Source organism: Allobosea lupini (assembly GCF_900109525.1).
GTDB lineage: Bacteria > Pseudomonadota > Alphaproteobacteria > Rhizobiales > Beijerinckiaceae > Allobosea > Allobosea lupini.
The window spans coordinates 189800-207286 of record NZ_FOAN01000005.1 but is presented as its reverse complement, the minus strand read 5'-3'; the positions used below and the strand labels follow the sequence as shown (position 1 = coordinate 207286).

The 17487-nt window shown below is 66.5% G+C and carries 19 protein-coding genes and 1 riboswitch; of the genes, 8 read left to right on the top strand and 11 right to left on the bottom strand.

What is annotated here, in order from left to right; translation table 11 throughout:
* Positions 1–5: 5 nt before the first annotated feature.
* From denD to BMZ21_RS16335, 8 genes are all read right to left on the bottom strand, one after another.
* Positions 6–998 carry a D-erythronate dehydrogenase gene (gene denD, locus BMZ21_RS16370; RefSeq protein ID WP_091836471.1) on the bottom strand — a complete coding sequence of 331 codons (993 nt, stop codon included), beginning with the start codon at positions 996–998 and terminating at the stop codon, positions 6–8.
* Between the two features lie 19 nt (positions 999–1017).
* Positions 1018–1764: an SDR family oxidoreductase gene (locus tag BMZ21_RS16365; RefSeq protein WP_091836469.1), complete on the bottom strand. Its 747-nt coding sequence runs from the start codon at positions 1762–1764 to the stop codon at positions 1018–1020.
* Between the two features lie 25 nt (positions 1765–1789).
* Positions 1790–2236, bottom strand: a complete 447-nt coding sequence (locus tag BMZ21_RS16360; protein ID WP_091836467.1) for a GNAT family N-acetyltransferase — start codon at positions 2234–2236, stop codon at positions 1790–1792.
* 1 nt (position 2237) lies between these two features.
* Positions 2238–2912, bottom strand: a complete 675-nt coding sequence (locus tag BMZ21_RS16355) for a GNAT family N-acetyltransferase (protein ID WP_091836465.1) — start codon at positions 2910–2912, stop codon at positions 2238–2240.
* Entirely contained in the window at positions 2909–3235 is a 327-nt protein-coding gene (locus BMZ21_RS16350) for a hypothetical protein (protein WP_091836462.1), read from the bottom strand. The genes BMZ21_RS16355 and BMZ21_RS16350 overlap by 4 nt, the downstream gene beginning before the upstream one ends.
* Positions 3232–4071 (bottom strand): isocitrate lyase/PEP mutase family protein, encoded by an 840-nt coding sequence (locus BMZ21_RS16345; RefSeq protein ID WP_091836460.1) that lies wholly within the window; start codon positions 4069–4071, stop codon positions 3232–3234. The genes BMZ21_RS16350 and BMZ21_RS16345 overlap by 4 nt, the downstream gene beginning before the upstream one ends.
* A 147-nt stretch (positions 4072–4218) precedes the next feature.
* Positions 4219–6054 carry an IlvD/Edd family dehydratase gene (locus BMZ21_RS16340; RefSeq protein WP_091836458.1) on the bottom strand — a complete coding sequence of 612 codons (1836 nt, stop codon included), beginning with the start codon at positions 6052–6054 and terminating at the stop codon, positions 4219–4221.
* Positions 6055–6399: 345 nt separating this feature from the next.
* On the bottom strand, positions 6400–8460 hold the full coding sequence (locus BMZ21_RS16335) for a C1 family peptidase (RefSeq protein ID WP_244543873.1): 2061 nt from the start codon (positions 8458–8460) through the stop codon (positions 6400–6402).
* 229 nt (positions 8461–8689) lie between these two features.
* On the opposite strand from BMZ21_RS16335, the gene BMZ21_RS16330 reads away from it, so the two are divergent.
* Both BMZ21_RS16330 and BMZ21_RS16325 read left to right on the top strand, forming a co-directional pair.
* Positions 8690–9874: a pyridoxal phosphate-dependent aminotransferase gene (locus BMZ21_RS16330; RefSeq protein ID WP_091836456.1), complete on the top strand. Its 1185-nt coding sequence runs from the start codon at positions 8690–8692 to the stop codon at positions 9872–9874.
* Positions 9875–9876: 2 nt separating this feature from the next.
* Positions 9877–10212 carry an NIPSNAP family protein gene (locus BMZ21_RS16325; RefSeq protein WP_091836452.1) on the top strand — a complete coding sequence of 112 codons (336 nt, stop codon included), beginning with the start codon at positions 9877–9879 and terminating at the stop codon, positions 10210–10212.
* On the opposite strand, the gene BMZ21_RS16320 is transcribed toward BMZ21_RS16325, so the two are convergent.
* Both BMZ21_RS16320 and BMZ21_RS16315 read right to left on the bottom strand, forming a co-directional pair.
* Entirely contained in the window at positions 10213–11526 is a 1314-nt protein-coding gene (locus tag BMZ21_RS16320; RefSeq protein WP_091836450.1) for an MFS transporter, read from the bottom strand. It abuts the gene before it with no gap.
* Between the two features lie 70 nt (positions 11527–11596).
* Positions 11597–12490: a tellurite resistance TerB family protein gene (locus BMZ21_RS16315; protein WP_091836447.1), complete on the bottom strand. Its 894-nt coding sequence runs from the start codon at positions 12488–12490 to the stop codon at positions 11597–11599.
* Between the two features lie 277 nt (positions 12491–12767).
* On the opposite strand from BMZ21_RS16315, the gene ykgO reads away from it, so the two are divergent.
* From ykgO to BMZ21_RS16285, 6 genes are all read left to right on the top strand, one after another.
* Positions 12768–12893, top strand: coding sequence for a type B 50S ribosomal protein L36 (gene ykgO / locus BMZ21_RS16310; RefSeq protein WP_038363015.1), 126 nt, complete (start codon positions 12768–12770; stop codon positions 12891–12893).
* A 162-nt stretch (positions 12894–13055) separates the two neighbouring features.
* Complete coding sequence (locus BMZ21_RS16305; protein WP_091836445.1) at positions 13056–13697, top strand: tetratricopeptide repeat protein; 642 nt, start codon at positions 13056–13058, stop codon at positions 13695–13697.
* 48 nt (positions 13698–13745) lie between these two features.
* Positions 13746–14714: an alpha/beta fold hydrolase gene (locus BMZ21_RS16300; RefSeq protein ID WP_091836443.1), complete on the top strand. Its 969-nt coding sequence runs from the start codon at positions 13746–13748 to the stop codon at positions 14712–14714.
* A 68-nt stretch (positions 14715–14782) separates the two neighbouring features.
* Positions 14783–15196: an MbcA/ParS/Xre antitoxin family protein gene (locus BMZ21_RS16295; protein ID WP_091836441.1), complete on the top strand. Its 414-nt coding sequence runs from the start codon at positions 14783–14785 to the stop codon at positions 15194–15196.
* On the top strand, positions 15190–15903 hold the full coding sequence (locus BMZ21_RS16290) for an RES family NAD+ phosphorylase (RefSeq protein WP_091837122.1): 714 nt from the start codon (positions 15190–15192) through the stop codon (positions 15901–15903). The genes BMZ21_RS16295 and BMZ21_RS16290 overlap by 7 nt, the downstream gene beginning before the upstream one ends.
* Before the next feature lie 19 nt (positions 15904–15922).
* Positions 15923–16723: an endonuclease/exonuclease/phosphatase family protein gene (locus BMZ21_RS16285; RefSeq protein WP_091836439.1), complete on the top strand. Its 801-nt coding sequence runs from the start codon at positions 15923–15925 to the stop codon at positions 16721–16723.
* A gap of 54 nt (positions 16724–16777) precedes the next feature.
* On the opposite strand, the gene BMZ21_RS16280 is transcribed toward BMZ21_RS16285, so the two are convergent.
* Complete coding sequence (locus tag BMZ21_RS16280) at positions 16778–17212, bottom strand: 6,7-dimethyl-8-ribityllumazine synthase (RefSeq protein ID WP_091836436.1); 435 nt, start codon at positions 17210–17212, stop codon at positions 16778–16780.
* Between the two features lie 77 nt (positions 17213–17289).
* A riboswitch (FMN riboswitch) is annotated at positions 17290–17434 on the bottom strand.
* Between the last annotated feature and the right edge of the window lie 53 nt (positions 17435–17487).

Below are 17487 nucleotides of genomic sequence, written 5' to 3'. Positions count from 1 at the left end.
TGCATTTAGTTGGGTAGGCGGCCGCCGAGATCGTCCTCGATATGGACGCGGATGATCTCGTCGAAATCCTGCTCGGCCGTGAAGCCGAGCGACAATGCGCGCTTCGCATCGAAGCGCGTCGGCCAGCCCTTGACGATGTCGGCGGCCGCCTTGTCAGGCGCGCGCCGGATCAGCTTCACCGCCCTGTCGCCGGCGATGCGGCGCAGCGCCTCGATCTGCTCGCCGACGGTGACGCAGACGCCCGGCATGCTGAGGTTGATACGCGGGCCGAGCTGTTCGCGGCTGAGCGAGGCGCCGTGCAGCAGGAAGCCGACGGCCGAGCGCGGCGAGGCATGGGTGAAGATAACGTCGTCCGCGACCGGCAGCAGCGCCTCCTGGCCTTGCAGCGGCTCGCGGATGATGCCGGAGAAGAAGCCGCCGGCCGAGGCGTTGGGCTTGCCCGGGCGGATCACGATCGAGGGGAAGCGAATGCCGACGCCGTCGACGAAGCCGCGGCGCGAATAGTCGGCGAGCAGGAGCTCGCCGATCGCCTTCTGCGCGCCGTAGCTGGTCAGCGGCGTGACATGGAACTCGTCGGAGATCGCCGGGGGGAAGGGGGCCCCGAAGATGCCGCTGGACGAGGAGAAGACGAGCTTGGGCACATACGGGCCGTTCTTCGCGCTCTCCTGACGGATCGCCTCCAGCAGATTGCGCATGCCGTCAAGATTGATGCGGTAGCCCTTGTCGAAATCGCGCTCCGCCTCGCCGGAGATGATCGCGGCGAGGTGGAAGACGATGTCGGGCCGCAAGGCCGCGAGCTCGGCCGCGACTGCCGCCGAACTCGAATCCTCGGTGCGGGCCTCGATCGGCCCGTCGAAGCCGGCCGGGCGCGGTGGCGTCACCACGTCGGTCAGCGTCAGCCGGGTCAGCGGCGTGCCGGCACAGGCGCCCTCGCGGGCGATGCGCGCGGCGAGCCTCTGGCCGATCATGCCGGCGGCGCCGCTGATCAGGACGTGCATGGCGCTTCTCCTGCGCTGATCAGAGCGCGAAGCCGCCATCGGCGAGGTGGATCTGGCCGGTGGTGTAGCTGGACTCATCGGAGGCGAGATACACGGCGAGCCAGGCGATCTCCTCGGCGGTGCCGAGCCGGCCCATGGGCTGGCGATCGATGAAGGCCTGGCGGGCGGCTGCTTCAGTCGTCTTGGTCACCTTGGCGAGGTCGACGATGCGCTGGTCGAGCGAGGGCGACTGGATCGTACCGGGGCAGATCGCGTTGGCGCGAACGCCCTTCTTGATGAAGTCGGCTGCGACCGCCTTGGTCAGGCCGATCACCGCCGCCTTGGTCGCGCCGTAGACATAGCGGTTCGGGATGCCGCGCACCGAGCCGGCGCCCGAAGCGATATTGACGATCGAACCCTTGCCGGCGGCGAGCATGCCGGGGACGAAGGCCTTGATCGTGCGGTGCATCGACTTGACGTTGAGGTCGAAGGAGAATTCCCAGGCCTTGTCGTCGCAGTCGAGCACGGTGCCGTGATGGACGAAGCCGGCGGCGTTGACGAGGATGTCGATGGTGCCGACCTTTTCGGCGAAGGCCTCGACCGCCTTGGTCGAGAGCACGTCGAGCTTGCGCTTCTTCGCCTTCGGGATGCCGTCTAGCAAGGCGACGTCCTTGTCGGTGGCCCAGACGGTCGCACCCTCGGCGACGAAGGCCTCGGCGATGGCGCGCCCGATGCCCTGGCCGGCAGCGGTGACGACCGCGACCTTACCCTTCAAACGTCCTGCCATGTCGTTTCTTCCCTTGGTTTCCCGGTTATCGAAGGCTTTTTCGCATATGGATCAGCCGGCGATCAGGCAGATCCTCGAAATGGGTGGTCTGGTAGCCGAGACGCTCGTACCAGCCGATGCGGTCGGCGAGCTTCTCGTGGGTGTAGAGGTGGACAGCGTCATGGCCGAGCGCCTTGGCTCGCTCCTCGGTGAAATCCATCAGTTGCGAACCGATCTTCCTGCCGGTGGCGGCCGGCGAGACGGCGATGCTCCAGAGCGTGAACTTCGCCGGTTCGTCCTCGAGCACGAGGACGCCGTCCAGCGTCCCCTCGCTCTCGGCGAGCCAGATTTCGTGCTCCGCCAGTACCTTGCGATAGTCGGCGATGCGCGGCAGCGAGGGCACGCCGATGATGCTCTCGTTCGGCAGATAGGCGGCCTGCGTCAGCGCGACGATCGCCGGAATGTCGTCGATCGTGGCGCGACGAAGGGCCATCTCAGGCGGCTCCGGCCGTCTTCATGCAATCGGCCAGGGAGGTCTTCTGCTGGCCCTGGGCGTCGAAGTTCTCCGGCGCGAGCCAGTTCCTGAAGCCCTGCCCGACCTTGGGCCACTCGCCGTCGAGGATCGAGAACCAGGCGGTGTCGCGGCTTTCGCCCTTCACCACCTGATGCTGGCGGAAAAGGCCTTCATACTGGAAGCCGAAGCGCTGTGCGGCGCGCTTGGAGGGTTCGTTGCGGTTGTTGCATTTCCATTCATAGCGGCGATAGCCGAGCGAGAAGCCGTATTCGCCGACGAGATAGACCGCTTCCGTCGCCATGCGGGTGCGCTGCATCGACGGCGAATAAGTGATCCAGCCGACCTCGAAGACGCCGTGCTCGGGCCGGATCTCCATCATCCAGAGATGGCCCTTGGCCTTGCCGTCGGCCTCGTCGATCACGGCTAAGGGGATGATGCCGGCCTTGTCCACCATCGACGTCAGCAGTTCGCGATAGGCCTCGCGGCTCGGCGGAAGCGTCGCGGGCAGCCAGTCCCAGACCGATTCATGGCCGTCCATGGCCTGCCAGATGTCGTCGAGATGGCGGGCCGGGTCGAGCGGCTCCAGCCGGCTATAGTGGCCCTGCAGCACCTTGGCCGGCGGAAAGGGGCGAGGCGTCCAGTTCAGCGTCGTCATGCCTTGATCGTCCTGCGCCAGGCGGTGAAGTCGTGGGTGATCTGCCAGTCCGGGCCGAGCTCGGCGGCGATGGCGGCGGCGAGCTCCGTGCCTTCCGCCTCCCAGGCAATGCGTTCGGCCTCGTCGGCGAAATCGGAGGCGGCCTCGTTCGCCTCGTCATAGATCGCGTCGAAGGTATCCATCCAGCTCTCCAGCCGGTCGGCGAGCTCGTCGGATAGATCGATGTCGTCGGCGTCGACCGGCTTGCGCTTGCCCTTGGCATCGACCTGCCAGAGCCCGCTTTTGCCGAGCCATTCCGGGGCGATGAGAAGCTGCCCGCTCACGAGCGCGCCTTGAGATCGTCGCGGAAGAACGGGTTGAGCGGGGCCGAGGCGCCATTGCCGGCGAAGCCCTTGAAGCTGCCTTCGTCCTTGATCAGGCGCGTCGCCTCGATGAAGGCGGCCCAGGCGGCGCGCGCCAGAGCCGCCCCGATCGAGATGCGGCGCGTGCCGGTGGCGGCGATGTCGGAGACGCTGAGGCCGACATCGCCATAGACCAGCGTGTTGACGGGCTTGCCGCCGGCGGCCGCGACGATGGCGCTGATGTCGGCGATCGTCTTCGGGCCGGGGGCGTAGAGCACGTCGGCGCCGGCCTCGGCATAGGCCTCGATGCGCCGCACCGACTCGTTCAGCGCGTCGGGATGGCCGGTGAGGAAGCATTCGGCGCGGGCGGTCAGCACGACGCCGGTGCCGGTCTCATCGACGGCGCGGCGGGCGGCCCGGATGCGCTCGACGGCGAGCTCGAAGGGATAGAGCGGCTCATCGGCGCGGCCGGTGGCGTCCTCGATCGAGAGGCCGGCGACACCCGTCGCGATGCAGAGCTTGACGTTGGCCGCGACACCGTCGGGCGTGTCGGCATAGCCGTTCTCGAAATCGGCATTGACCGGCAGATCCGGCACCGCCTTCACCAGTTCGGTGAGATGGGCCAGCATCATGTCGCGCGGCACGTCCTGGTCGGCACGTCCTTGCGTGAAGGCGAAGCCGGCGCTGGTCGAAGCAAGGGCCTTGAAGCCCTGGCCGCGCAGCCAGCGAGCCGAGCCCTCGTCCCAAGGGTTCGGCATGACGAAGCAGCCGGAGGCGTGAAGTTGGCGAAACGCGTCGACTGGCGGGGTGTAAGCCATTTTAAATCGTTTCAAATGAGCTCAGGGGCGTCATACTGTCGTCCCTGAGCCGATTTGTCAGCCCCGCTTGCGCGCATCGGCCGGCGAGCGGGGATGCGCGTTAGGAATGGCCGGCGGCAGGAGGTCCGCCGCCGCCCCTGTGCCGTGTCAGTGGTTGTCGCGCGGAATGCCGAACTTCTTGTGGATCTTCTGGTACTTGACCGCCGGCTTCAGCACCATGCCCTCGGAGAGTTCGTCGACGATCTTGCGCTGGATCTCCTGCCAGGGCGTCTGGCTCTTCGGATACTTGTAGCCGCCAGCCGCCTTGAGCTCGGCGCGGCGCTTCTCCAGCTCCTCGTCCGAGATCAGGATGTTGGCGGTGCGCTTCTTCAGGTCGATGCGGACCTTGTCGCCGGTCTTGAGCAGCGCCAGCCCGCCGCCGGTCGCCGCTTCCGGCGAGGCGTTGAGGATCGAGGGCGAGCCCGAGGTGCCGGACTGGCGGCCGTCGCCGACGCAGGCGAGGGCGGTGACACCCTTCTTGATCAGGTAATCCGGCGGCCGCATGTTCACCACCTCGGCCGCGCCGGGATAGCCGACCGGGCCGACGCCGCGGATGAAGAGAACCGTATGCTCGTCGATCGCCAGCGCCGGATCGTCGATGCGGTGATGGTAATCCTCCGGCCCGTCGAAGACGACGGCCTTGCCCTCGAAGGCCATCGGATCCTTCGGGTTCTCGAGATAGCGCTTGCGGAACTCCGGCGTGATCACCGAGGTCTTCATGATCGCCGAGTCGAACAGGTTGCCGGACAGGTTGAGGAACCCGGCCTCCTTCTTCATCGGCTCGTCGTAGCTCTTGATGACGTTGCGATTGATCGCGAAGAAGCCCTTGCAGTTCTCCTCATGGGTGCGGCCGTTGGCGGTGATCGCCGGCTTGAGCTTGCCCTTCTCGAGCAGCTCGGCGATGACGGCGGGCAGGCCGCCGGCCCGGTAATAGTCCTCGCCGAGATACTCGCCCGCGGGCTGCATGTTGACCAAGAGCGGCGTGTCGTAGCCGATCTTGGTCCAGTCCTCGTTGTCGAGCTTGACGCCGATATGCTTGGCGATGGCGTTGACGTGGATCGGGGCATTGGTCGAGCCGCCGATCGCCGAGTTGATGACGATGGTGTTCTCGAAGGCTTCGCGTGTCAGGATCTTCGAGGGGATCAGGTTCTCCCAGACCATCTCGACGATGCGGCGGCCGGTGAGATAGGCCATCTCGTAGCGGTCGCGATAAGGTGCCGGGATCGCGGCGGCGCCGGGCAGGGTCATGCCCATCGCCTCGGCGAGCGCGTTCATGGTCGAGGCCGTGCCCATGGTGTTACAGTGGCCGGCCGACGGCGCGGACGAGGCAACAAGATCGACGAAGCCGCGATAATCGATCTCACCGGCCGCCATCATCTGGCGCGCCTTCCAGACGATGGTGCCCGAGCCGGTGCGCTCGCCGCGGAAGTCGCCGTTCAGCATCGGCCCGCCGGGCAGGGCGATCGCCGGGATGTCGACCGTCGCGGCGGCCATGATCTGGGCCGGCGTGGTCTTGTCGCAGCCGGTGGTCAGAACGACGCCGTCGAGCGGGTAGCCGTAGAGGATCTCGACCAGGCTGAGATACTGCAGGTTGCGGTCGAGCGAGGCGGTCGGCCGCTTGCAGGTTTCCTGGATCGGATGGATCGGGAACTCGAAGGGAATGCCGCCCATCTCGCGGATGCCGTCGCGGACGCGGGAGGCGAGCTCGAGGTGATGGCGGTTGCAGGGGGCGATGTCGGAGCCGGTCTGAGCGATGCCGATGATCGGCCGGCCGGACTGCAACTCCTCGCGCGACAGACCGAAATTCATGGTGCGCTCGATATAGAGCGCGGTCATGTCGGCATTGGCAGGATTGTCGAACCAGGCTTTCGAGCGCAACTGCTCCGGCTTGACCTTGCGGACCGGCTTCTTCCCAGGCGTCTTGCTCGTCGGCGTCTTGGCCATCCCGTCATTCCCTCTCGCAGCCAGGCGGCCTTCGCGCCGCTTCGGCATCGTCTTTAAATCGATTTGACCGGCAGGTCATGCCGATCTGAGGCGAAGTGGCAAGAACACTTGCCGCAATTGCTGTATGCTGCATACAACGACTTGAAGCGCCGTGCCAATCGCTTGGTTGGCGCCCTCGCCAGCAAAGGTCGCTGCGGCGCAGTTTGCAAGTGTTCCAAATGCGCCCCTGCCTCCCAGGCAGCGCAGCCGCGCGCGCGGTGAGAGTGGACAAATCGCCGACCCGAATTCACATGCTACGCCGCATCGATGTGGGTCGGGCCGTATCTGCAGACCGGTGGCCGGCCTTCAATAGCCCGTCAGTTCGTCGCTGGTCGGAGGCTTTTTCGGGGCTTTGCCGAGAATCCGCGTCATGATGGTCGTCAGCGTGGCAACATCGTTGTCGAAGCCGCCATGGCTGGTCGAGCGGGTCAGGCCGAGCTTGTCGTTCGCGCTCGACGAATAGTCGATCCGGATCTTGTTTGAGGGTGCCAACTCGTCGCGGAAGCGCTGCATGCCGGCCAATGGCATATTGGCTTTCTCCTCATACGCGCGGGAGACAAGATAGAGGAGCGAACGACCGTAGCCGAACGGCCCACCCCAGCCGACGACATCGTTCCGCTCGCGTTCGTCATCGAGATTGTAGAGGTAGATCTTGTCGATCAGCGCCGGTCCGCCGGGCTTGGCGAGATAGCGTGCATAAGTCTCCTGGAAAAACTCGGTGGTGCAGGCCGGCGCCATCAGGTGGATCGAGCCGAGCTCGAGCTGCGACAGGCCGAAGCGGGACATCGCGGCCAGCATTTCGCCCAGCATGATCGAGCCGGCACTGTGGCCGACCAGGTGCAGCACTGGCCGCTTGCCGGCCTTGTCGAGACCCTGGAGCAGCGGCTTCAGCCCGTAGAAGCCGCCATCGTAGCTCGTACCCTTGGCGAAGGACATGGTGGCATCCTGCTTCATGTTGCGCCAGGCTCGCAGACCGAGAGGGCGCAGCAGCGTCTCGAGCGCGAGGTCGCCGAGAAAGCCGGCGGCGCGTCCGTCCTGCGCCTCGGACATCTTGCCGAAGACCTCGCCGATCGCCTCGGTGTTCCACATCAGATGGAAGTTATAGATCCCATTGCGGCTGAAGACCGCGTTGCGCTTCCACGTGGCGATCCGGTTGGCTTCGTCGCTGGTGCTGTTCAGGCCGCCATGGGCGTAGATGACGAGATGCTGGTAACCCTGCCCCTCGTTCGATGTGGGATCGACGAGGCGCTTGACGGTCTCGGTCATTTCAGCCGGCGTCGGCGAATAGTAGCGGCCGCCGGTGACGTAGGCGCCGTCGTCGATATTGATGAAATGGCCGACGATATCCGTCCGGACAGGGGACGCTGCGGTCTCCTTGAGCAGGCCGGCATTGGCGAGCGTGCGTCGTGGCAGGGCGCTGAAGGCAGTCGGTGCACGGACGCCGAGCTGCAGCACCCACGCATCCATGACGGTCGCGGCCCAGTCCTCGTACGACCAGTGGGCAATGCCGTCATCGCCCCAGGCACTGCCCCAGGAGTTCAGCACCCAGAAGCCGGTTGCGTCATAGCCGACGATGGCGAAGGCGTGGCCACCGGCGGACACGCCGCTCGGCACGATCTGATTCTTTTCCGGCTTGGCCCAGCCCGAGTGAATCTGCGCGGAGGCGACGATGACGCCGATCTCGTCGATGGCGGCGTGATAGTCGGCGAGATCCGGCATCAATCTATAGTAGGCGCCGATCCGGTTCTGGCGCGCCTCCTTGCCGATCTCATAGGTCAGGACCCACGGATCGGTCGCATCGTCGTCGACCAGTCCCTGGGTGCAGACGCCGTTGCGGTAGAAGCCGCTGATCGCGCCGCGAATGCTCGACCCCTCGTAGCGGGTACCGGTCCACTCGTCGTTCAGTTTGGCCATTTCGTACAGCATGCGGGCGCTGACGCTGATCGCCGGCGCGTCCAGACCGGCACGATGCAGCAGCATGTCCACGGCATGGGCGAGCGCATAGCCCGTGCAGCTGTTGCTGCTGCCCTGATCGCGGATCTTGAAGGGGATCGACGGATAGCGGCTCGGTCTCAAAGCCCGCAGATGAGGCTGGTAGATGCGGTCGCGGATATCCGGCAGGTCCGGCAGGACATCCAGCCTGCGCCCCGAGAGTTTCTTGGGACTGGCGCTGAAACTACGATTGGCGATCCGGATTACGGGGGCGTCGACGTCGGCGACCGTATCGGACGGCATCTCGATCGGGGCCGGGGCAGGTTCCGCTCCAATCTTGGCCGCTGCTTCCGCCGGGGTCACCGGCTCGATCGGCTTTTGAGCCTCGCTGGCGCGTTCCGCCGGCGGCTTTCCGGATGTCGTCGCTTTTGCCATGTTTCGCCCCCTAAACGGTCGCGGTCGAGGCAAGCGCTGGCGAAGCCGCGGATCCGGCCGTCCTTATGAACGTCAGGATTGCATTGCGGGCTTCTGATGTCGAGATGCGCTGCAGGGCCTTGCGTGTCGTGATGGCGGTCGGCGCGGTCCTCTTGCCAGCTCGGTGCTTTGCACGGAAGAGAGTGGGAAAGGCGCAACCGCTGGCGCCGCACGTGAAGAGGAAACTGCCATGACGCTGCATGTCGTCCCGTCCTTTGGCCGGATCGGCGAGGAGAACGCCTTTGCCGTGCTCGCCCGCGCCACCGAATTGCAGCGCCAGGGCAAGGACATCATCAATCTCGGTATCGGCCAGCCGGATTTCCCGACGCCGGAGCATATCGTCGAGGCGGCGGTGAAGGCTCTGCGCGACGGCCATCACGGCTACACGCCGGCCAACGGCATCCTGCCGTTGCGCGAGGCCGTCGCCGCCGACCTGCACAAGCGCTTTTCGGTCGATGTCTCGCCTGAGGAGGTGATGATCGTGCCGGGCGGCAAGGTCACCATGTTCATGGCGATCTTGATGTTCGGCGAGCCCGGCGCCGAGATCCTCTATCCCGATCCAGGCTTCCCGATCTATCGCTCGATGATCGAGTATACCGGCGCGACGCCGGTGCCCGTGCCGATCCGCGAGGAGAACGGCTTTGCCTTCTCCGCGGAGGAGACTCTGTCGCTGATCACGCCGAAGACGCGGCTGCTGATCGTCAACTCGCCGGCGAACCCGACCGGTGGCGTCACGCCCAAGGCCGAGGTCGACAAGCTCGTCGCCGGCCTCGCCCGCTTCCCCGATGTCGCCGTGATGTCGGACGAGATCTACGACCAGATGCTCTATGACGGGGAGAAGCATGTCTGCCTGCTGAGCTATCCCGAGATCCGCGACCGGCTGATCCTGCTCAATGGCTGGTCGAAGACCTATGCCATGACCGGCTGGCGCATGGGCTTCTCGGTCTGGCCGAAGCCGCTCTACGACAACGCCCGCAAGCTCGCGGTGAACTCGCATTCCTGCGTCAACGCCCCGGCGCAATGGGCGGGGCTCGCCGCACTGACCGGCCCGCAGGATGCGGTCGCGATGATGCTGGCGGAGTTCGACCGACGTCGGAAGGCGGTGGTCGCCGGGCTCAACGCGCTGCCGGGCGTCTCCTGCATCGTGCCGAAGGGTGCCTTCTACGCCTTTCCGAACGTGTCGCAGACCGGCTGGAAGGCTAAGAAGCTGGCCTCGGCCCTGCTCGAGGAAACCGGCGTCGCCACGATCGGCGGGCCGGATTTCGGCGTGCATGGCGAGGGCTATATCCGGCTCTCCTACGCCAATTCGCTGGAGAATATCGAACGTGCGCTCGGGCGGATGGCCGAGTTTCTCAAGAGTGCGAAGGCTGCCTGACCATGACGATCACCTGCCATTTGCGCTACATCGTCGACCCCTACCAGCTCCCGGCCTTCGAAGCCTATGGCAAGGCCTGGATCCGCCTGGTCGAGCGCTTCGGCGGCAAGCACCACGGCTATTTCATGCCGTCGGAAGGCACCTCCAACGTCGCGCTGGCAATGTTCAGCTTCCCGTCCTTCGCCGAGTACGAGGCCTATCGCGAGGCCTCGTTCAAGGATGCCGAATGCCTCGCGGTGGTCGCCGAGAACGAGAAGCACCGCTTCATCGTCAGCTATGAGCGCAGCTTCTTCCGGCCGGTCTTCGAGGACGACCAGGGCGTCAAGCGCGCGCCCTGATCAGCCGGACGACTTGACGCGGCCCGGCACCAGCCGGACCTTGCGCGGCGCTGCCAGCCAGATCGCTGCCGCCGAGATGAAGCAGCAGGCGATGACCAGCAGGAAAGCGAGGCGGTAGCTGCCGGTGGCGTCGTGGATCGTGCCGGCGAGCCAGGGTCCGGCGGCGCCGCCACCGAGCAGCGCCACCGTGACCGTCCCGAAGATGGCGCCGAAATGCGGCCCCTCGAAAATCTCGAAGACGATCGGCCCCAGCACCGAGGTGATCGCATAACCCAGGAAGCCCTGCGTGATCACCATCACATAGAGCAACACGGGCGAGGGTGTGTGCTCCAGCGCGATCAGCGCGGCATAGCAGATGGCAAAGCCGAGGCAGCCGATCATCCAGATCCATTCCCGGCCGATCCGGTCCGACAGGGCGCCGAGCGCGATCTGGCCGGGGATGGCGACGGCGCTGACCAGCCCCAGCGCCCAAGCCGCCATGAGCGGAGAAAAACCGACCTCGATCAGGTACTTGGTCTGGTGGACCTGGACGGCATACCAAGCGACGAGCGCGCAGAAATAGCCGATCATGATCCACCAGAGGCGGGCCGTGCGCAGTGCCCGCGCCAGCGTCCAGTCGACCGCGACCCAGGCCGGATCGACCACCGCCGCCTTGCGTTGCTCGGCGACGGTGCCGGGCGGGGCAGTCTCGCCGTCCGGCTGCAGGCCGAGATCCTGCGGCCGGCGCCGAACCAGCAGGTTGAGCGGGCCGAGGAGGAACAGGACGAGCAGGCCCATGATCCAGCAGGCCGCGCGCCAGCCGTCCCGGCTGATGATCGATTGCAGCCAGGGCAGGAGCAGCAGCGCCCCGAAGCCGACGCCGGAAAAGGCGATGCTGATGGCGAAGGCCCGGCGCCGCACGAACCAGTTGGGCAGGAACAGCGACTGCGCCGAGAAGCTCATCAGGTTGGCGCCGCAGCCGACGAGGACGCCAAGCGTCAAATAGAGGTGCCAGGCCGCGCCGATCGCAGGCGCGATCAACATGCCCGCTGCCAGCATCGCCACGCCGGTCTCGATGACCACGCGCGGTCCGTGCTTGTCCATCATGCGGCCGACGAAGGTGCTGGTCACGGCCGACAGCAGGAAGCCGAAGGAGAACGCGCCCGAGGCGAGGCCGCGATCCCAGCCGAATTCGCCGATCAGCGGCGGCAGCAGCAGCGAGAACGCCGTGCGCGCGTTGACCGCCACCGCCATGGTGACGAAGGCGATGCCGATGACGAGCCAGCCATAATAGAACGGCAGGCGCGCCGACCAATGCGGATTTGGTGATTGCATGCCGCATTGGACGGCTCGGCGCGCCGGGCGGTCAATCCATGCCCGGCGCACTGCAGACCTGCGTTACCGGTCAGGCCTTCGCGGCGCTCGCGGCCGCATCGATGTTCGCGACCAGCTCGGCATCGAGGCCGAGCGAGCCGGCGAGGCCGGCGAGGAAGTCCTTCTCGGCCGGGGTATCCGGATTGATGGCGATCCGGGCAGCCGTATAGATCTGCGCCGCGAGCTCGGGCGTCTCGGCGCCCTCGACCAGCGTATCCACGCTCGCCGGGTTCGCCAGCTCGTTGGCGAGCCACTGATTGGCTTCGGCATCGAGCCCGGCCTCGCGCAGCCCGCCGATGATGGCATTGCGCTCGACATCGTCGATATGGCCGTCGGCAGCGGAGGCTGCGATCATGGCGCGGATGAAGACCAGCGCGTGCTCGTTCTTGGCAGCTTCAGGCTCGAAGCCGGAACCGGCCGGTGCGGGAAGCGCGGCCTGCTGATCTGCGCCGAGCAGCGGCTTGCCGGCCTGATAGTTCTGATAGGCCTTGTAGGCGAGGCCCCCGACCAGAGCGAGGCCGCCGAGCTTGGCGGCGGAGCCGGCGATCGAGCGGCCTGCCGAGGTGCCGAAGATCAGCGCGCCGAGGCCGCCGAGCACGGCGCCGGCGGCGAGCTGGTTGCCGCCAAGCATGCCCTTGGCCTGCTCGATCAACTGCTCGGGTGTCTTGCCGCCGGAGAACTGGCCGACGATATCGGTCGCGCCTTGCTGCAGGCCGGTATTGCGGGCGGCGTCCTGCACGCCCTGGCTGGCCTGCCCGAAGATCTGGCCGGCCATGCCGGCGAGGCCGCCGGCGCCGCCGGCTTGCTGGACCTGCTGGGCGAGGTTGCCGAGCACGCCGCCCAACCCGCCGGCCTGGCCGCCCTGGGCGCCAGCCTGGCTCCCCGCATTGACTAGGGCGTCGAGGAGGGACTTGGCGTTGAACATGGAGAGAGCTCCCTGATAGGTCTGCCGTCGCCGCAATCTAGGTATGCAGTGGCCGGGACGCTAGGGCCGCCATGCGATTGCGACGAGAGCATGACGCACGCGATCACCAGGCGGAAAAACGCGCCGGGGCCTTGCCAATCCCGGCAAAATCCTTATACAGCCGGCCATCGCATCAGGCGCGCATGTCGTTTGCTCGATGAGAGCCGGCCTCCGGTTCGCGTCGCCTTCAGTTTTTTGACCGGTTTCGCCGCGAGGCGGGCCGATGGGAGTACCGGTTATGAAGATCCGCAATTCGCTGAAGTCGCTGCGCGCGCGCCACCGCGATAACCAGCTCGTGCGCCGTAAGGGCCGCGTCTACATCATCAACAAGGTCCAGAAGCGCTTCAAGGCGCGTCAGGGCTGAGATTCCGTGCGGCCGTCGGGCTGCGCTGGAAGCTTCCTTGTCGAGATTGAGCGGGCTGCACAGTGTGCGGCCCGCTTTTTTGGCGTGTGCATGGCCATGTTCTCCAGCGATCTCGCTGGGCCGTGAATTGACGCCGGGCTTCGCCGGGCTCACCTTGAGGGCATGAGACTCTCTCGTCTTGCCCGCCTTGCGCTGATTCCGGGGCTGCTGCTCGCAGCTGCCCCCGGGGTTCTTGCGCAGGACAAACCGTTGCGTGACGGCGCCGTGCCGAACGCCGATCGCGACGACAAGCCCAACCTGCCGGAAGTGCCGCCGCCGCGCAGCCCCGTCACGCTTGACCGGTTGTTCGAGCGGCTTGCCGGCGCCAAGACGCCGGAGGAGGCGAAGGGAATCGCCAACCTGATCCAGCGTCGCTGGGCGCGGTCGGGGTCGGATACGGCCGATCTCCTCATGACCAGAGCGCAGGATGCGCTGAAGGCGCGCGAATTGCCGCTGGCGATCGAATTGCTCGACCGGGTCGTCACCCTGGAGCCCGACTGGGCCGAGGGTTGGAATCAGCGGGCCAATGCGCTGTTTCTCGCGGGTGATCCGATTCGCTCGCTGCTCGACATCGCCGAGACGCTGAAGCGTGAGCCGCGCCATTACGGCGCGATGATGGGCCTCGGCACGATCCTGCGCCAGCAGGGCGACGACAAGCGCGCCATGGTCGCCTATCGGCGGGCGCTCGCCATCTATCCGCAGCTCGACGCGGTGAAGGACGCCGTCGAATCGCTCAAGCTCGAGGTCGACGGCCGCGACGCGTGACTCGCGTTGTCCGCAGAACCGAATCCATTCGCCGCGCGTAATCCGTCGATGCTGCGCTTTGCCCTGATCGCTCTCGTTCTCGTTGCCGTCGGGCTTGCCCTGTTCAGCGAGATGACGCGCGCCGAGGTGGAGCAGCGCTACCCGCCGCGGGGTGCATTCGTCGCCGTCGAAGGTGGACGGCTGCATTATCGCGAGCGGGGGCCCGACGGACAATCGCGCGGCACGGTGGTGCTGGTGCATGGCGCTTCGTCCAACCATGCCGACCTGCTGGCGACGCTCGGGCCTGAGCTGTCGCATTATCGCGTTGTCGCCATCGACCGGCCGGGCCATGGCTGGAGCGAGCGGCTGGCCGGGCGGGCGATGGCCGACCCGGGACGGCAGGCGCAGGCGCTGATGCAGGGGCTCGACCAGATCGTTCCCGAGCGCTTCGCGCTGGTGGCGCATTCGCTCGGCGGCGCAGCCTCGGCGCGGATCGCCCTCGAGCGGCCGGAGCGGCTGAGTGGACTTATCCTGCTCGGTGCGGTCACCCACCCATGGCCGGGCGGCATCGCCTGGTATCATCACCTCACCACGGCGCCGCTGCTCGGGCCGGTGTTCAGCCGCGTCGTCGCCGTACCGGTGGCGCGCCATCTGCTTAGCGGCGGGGCGCGCTCGGTGTTCGAACCGGCACCGGAAACGCCTGATTACATCGAGACCGGCGAGATCCGCCTGCTGATGCGCCCGGCCGTGTTCGAGGCGAATTCCCAGGACATCGCCGCGACCTTCGATTTCGTCAGCGCGCAGGCGCCGCACTATCGCGAGCTGAAGGTTCCGGTGGTGGCGATCACCGGCGACAGCGATGCCATCGTCTCGCCGACAATCCACTCCGCGGCGATCGCGCGACAGGCCCCGCAAGGTCGGTTCGTCCTGTTGCCCGGTGTCGGTCACATGCCGCATCACGCCGCGCCGGAAATCGTCGTCGATGCGATCGACCAGATTGTCGGGGCGACATCGGGGCTGGCATTGAACGCCGATTGACGCGATCTTTGCGTCCTATTGCCATTTGGCAGCATTTTATCTATCTTATGCCAAATGGAGATTGCCTGATGAGCCAGCTCTCCCCGGTTCCAACGTCGCCCGATGCCTTCTCGCCTGCTGCGATCACAGAGGCCGAGGCTGCGGCGATGTTCCGTGCGTCGGTGAACCTGTTCCGGCTCTGGGGGCTGACCGACGAGGAGGCCGCCGTGCTGCTCGACCAGCCCGTGCGCAGCTATCGGCGCTGGAAGGCGGGCGAGATCGGCCGGATCGACCGCGATGCGCGAGCCCGGCTCTCCAATCTGATGGGCATCCACAAGGCGCTGCGCCTGATCTTCCGCGAGCCGCAGCGCGGCTATGCCTGGATCAAGACGGGCAACGCGGCCTTCGCCGGCAAGTCGGCACTGGAGGTCATGCTCGGCGGCGAGCTCACCGACCTGATGCGGGTGCGGCGCTATCTCGACGCGGAGCGCGGGCTCTGGTGAGCACGGGCGACTTTCCCGTCGCGCCGGTCGTCTGGCCGGCGGCGGTCCGTATCATCCGCAGTGCCTTCCCGCCGATCGACCTGTTCGAGGATATCGCCGACCCCGGCGACTGGCCGTTGCTGATCCTGGCGGAGATGAAGACCAATCCGCGGCTGATGGAGACGATCGGCAATCTCGACCTGGTGCCGCCGGCCCGCCGCGTCTCCGGGGCGGGCGCGAGCTGGCTGATGGCGCCGTTCACCCATATCAGCCGCGACCGCCCGAGCCGGTTCAGCGATGGCAGCTTCGGCGTGCTCTATGTCGCCGAAAGCTTCGAGACGGCGCTGTTCGAGACGATCCACCACCATGGCCGCTTCATGGCGCGGACGAAGGAGCCGCCCGGCTGGACCTCGCAGTTCCGGGAACTGGTACTGTCGATCGAGGCCGCCCTCCACGATCTGCGCGACGAGCGGGCTGGGGAGAGCGCGCTGCTGCGGCCTGACGATTATTCGGAAAGCCAGGCGCTGGGTTCGAGGCTGCGCGCCGCCGGCTCGGATGGCGTGGCCTATCCGAGCGTGCGCCGGCCGGGCGGAGAGTGCGCCGGGCTATTCTGGCCCGATCTCGCCGGCAATCCCGTCCAGGGCCGGCATCTCGACTATCACTGGAACGGCGAGCGGGTCGATCTCTTCCGCGAAGCCGGGACCGGCAAGGTGTTCCGGATCGGCTAGACAGACAAGGACTACCGCATTGCGCATCATGTGCCTGAATGGCTGGGGCGGGACACTGCACGAGGAGGCGCGCGCGTATCTGGCGCGGGAGGCGCCTGATGTCCTCTGCCTGCAGGAGGTCGTCCATACGCCGGCAGCAAACAAGGACTGGCTGGACTATCGCGACGGCGATCATGTGCTGCCGCAGCGCGCCAACTTCTTCCAGGACATATCGGCGGCACTGCCGGAGCATGTCGCGATTTTCTGCCCGGCGGCGCAGGGCATCTTGTGGGATGGCGATGAGACCGTGCCATCGCAATGGGGGCTCGCAACCTTCGTGCACCGCCGCTTTCCGATCGTCGGGCAGATGCAGGGCTTCGTGCACAAGGGCTTTTCCCCGGACGGCTATGGCGAGCATCCGCGCTCGCGTAGCGCCCATGTCGTCCGGCTCCACGATTTCGATCTGGGCAAGCCGATCACCATCGCGCACATGCATGGATTGAGAGATCTCCGCGGCAAGATCGACACGCCGGAGCGCCTCGCGCAGGCGCAGCGCCTGGTCGGCCTGGTCCAGGCCGTGGCGGAGCCGGGTGACCGGCTCGTCGTCTGCGGCGATTTCAATGTCGAGCCCGACAGCCAGACCTTCGGGATTCTGGCCAGTCTCGGGCTGAAGGATCTCGTCGTCGGCCGCGGCCATTCCGATACCCGGACATCCCACTACAAGAAGCCGGGTCGCTATGCCGACTACATGTTGGTGAACGAGACGGTCGAGGTTCTCGCCTTCACGGTCGTCGAGCAGCCAGAGGTTTCGGACCACAGACCGCTGTTGATCGAGGTCTAGCGGCCATCGAGGCTGCCTCTCGATCGCGCGGGAGGCAGCCTAATGCATTGATCGTCAGGCCGCCAAGCGGGCGCGGGTGCGGACGATCATGAGCGCTGCTTCCGCTGCTTCGCGGCCCTTGGTCACGAAATGCGCCCTGAAGATCTCGGCGTGATGCGGCGCCTCCCGGTAATGATGCGGGGTCAGCGAGACCGAGAGCACCGGCACGCCGGTATCGAGCCCGGCCCGCATCAAGCCATCGACGACGGCCTGCGCGACGAAGTCATGGCGATAGATGCCGCCGTCCACGACCAGCGCCGCGGCGGCGACTGCGGCGTAGCGGCCGGTCGCGGCGAGGTCGCGTGCGAGCAGCGGCATCTCGAATGCGCCCGGCACGTCGAATACATCGACCTGAGCGGGAGGGATGACCTCGAGGAAGCCCTTGAGGGCCTGGTCGACGACATCGGCGTGCCAGGCGGCTTTAATGAAGGCAAAACGGGCGAGTGTCACAGTGATCTCCTTTCGCGACAGACACGTCACCCAAGGCGATCACGGCCGCGCGCCGCGCCGGTGGAGCGCGGACGACGGCACGTTCTCTTTCTTCCGGACTGTGACCGTCGGCTCAGGCATCGCACCTGATCTGCTGACCCTTCCTCGCGAAAGGCGCTCGCGGGCTCACGGCCGGGGCCGCATACCGCCGGTGGGGAATTTCGCCCCGCCCTGAGAACACCTCGACGATACCCGACTTGCGCAGCGCGGCAAGGAACAGCCGCCATGCGCTGGAA

Bases quoted from the DNA above. Each gene is read 5' to 3' on its own strand.
- BMZ21_RS16300 (WP_091836443.1), top strand. From the start codon at position 13,746: ATGCTGCGCTTTGCCCTGATCGCTCTCGTTCTCGTTGCCGTCGGGCTT.
- BMZ21_RS16325 (WP_091836452.1), top strand. From the start codon at position 9,877: ATGACGATCACCTGCCATTTGCGCTACATCGTCGACCCCTACCAGCTC.
- BMZ21_RS16340 (WP_091836458.1), bottom strand. From the start codon at position 6,054: ATGGCCAAGACGCCGACGAGCAAGACGCCTGGGAAGAAGCCGGTCCGC.
- BMZ21_RS16330 (WP_091836456.1), top strand. From the start codon at position 8,690: ATGACGCTGCATGTCGTCCCGTCCTTTGGCCGGATCGGCGAGGAGAAC.
- BMZ21_RS16355 (WP_091836465.1), bottom strand. From the start codon at position 2,912: ATGACGACGCTGAACTGGACGCCTCGCCCCTTTCCGCCGGCCAAGGTG.
- BMZ21_RS16360 (WP_091836467.1), bottom strand. From the start codon at position 2,236: ATGGCCCTTCGTCGCGCCACGATCGACGACATTCCGGCGATCGTCGCG.
- BMZ21_RS16345 (WP_091836460.1), bottom strand. From the start codon at position 4,071: ATGGCTTACACCCCGCCAGTCGACGCGTTTCGCCAACTTCACGCCTCC.
- BMZ21_RS16335 (WP_244543873.1), bottom strand. From the start codon at position 8,460: ATGGCAAAAGCGACGACATCCGGAAAGCCGCCGGCGGAACGCGCCAGC.
- BMZ21_RS16320 (WP_091836450.1), bottom strand. From the start codon at position 11,526: ATGCAATCACCAAATCCGCATTGGTCGGCGCGCCTGCCGTTCTATTAT.
- denD (WP_091836471.1), bottom strand. From the start codon at position 998: ATGCACGTCCTGATCAGCGGCGCCGCCGGCATGATCGGCCAGAGGCTC.
- BMZ21_RS16295 (WP_091836441.1), top strand. From the start codon at position 14,783: ATGAGCCAGCTCTCCCCGGTTCCAACGTCGCCCGATGCCTTCTCGCCT.
- ykgO (WP_038363015.1), top strand. From the start codon at position 12,768: ATGAAGATCCGCAATTCGCTGAAGTCGCTGCGCGCGCGCCACCGCGAT.
- BMZ21_RS16305 (WP_091836445.1), top strand. From the start codon at position 13,056: ATGAGACTCTCTCGTCTTGCCCGCCTTGCGCTGATTCCGGGGCTGCTG.
- BMZ21_RS16365 (WP_091836469.1), bottom strand. From the start codon at position 1,764: ATGGCAGGACGTTTGAAGGGTAAGGTCGCGGTCGTCACCGCTGCCGGC.
- BMZ21_RS16315 (WP_091836447.1), bottom strand. From the start codon at position 12,490: ATGTTCAACGCCAAGTCCCTCCTCGACGCCCTAGTCAATGCGGGGAGC.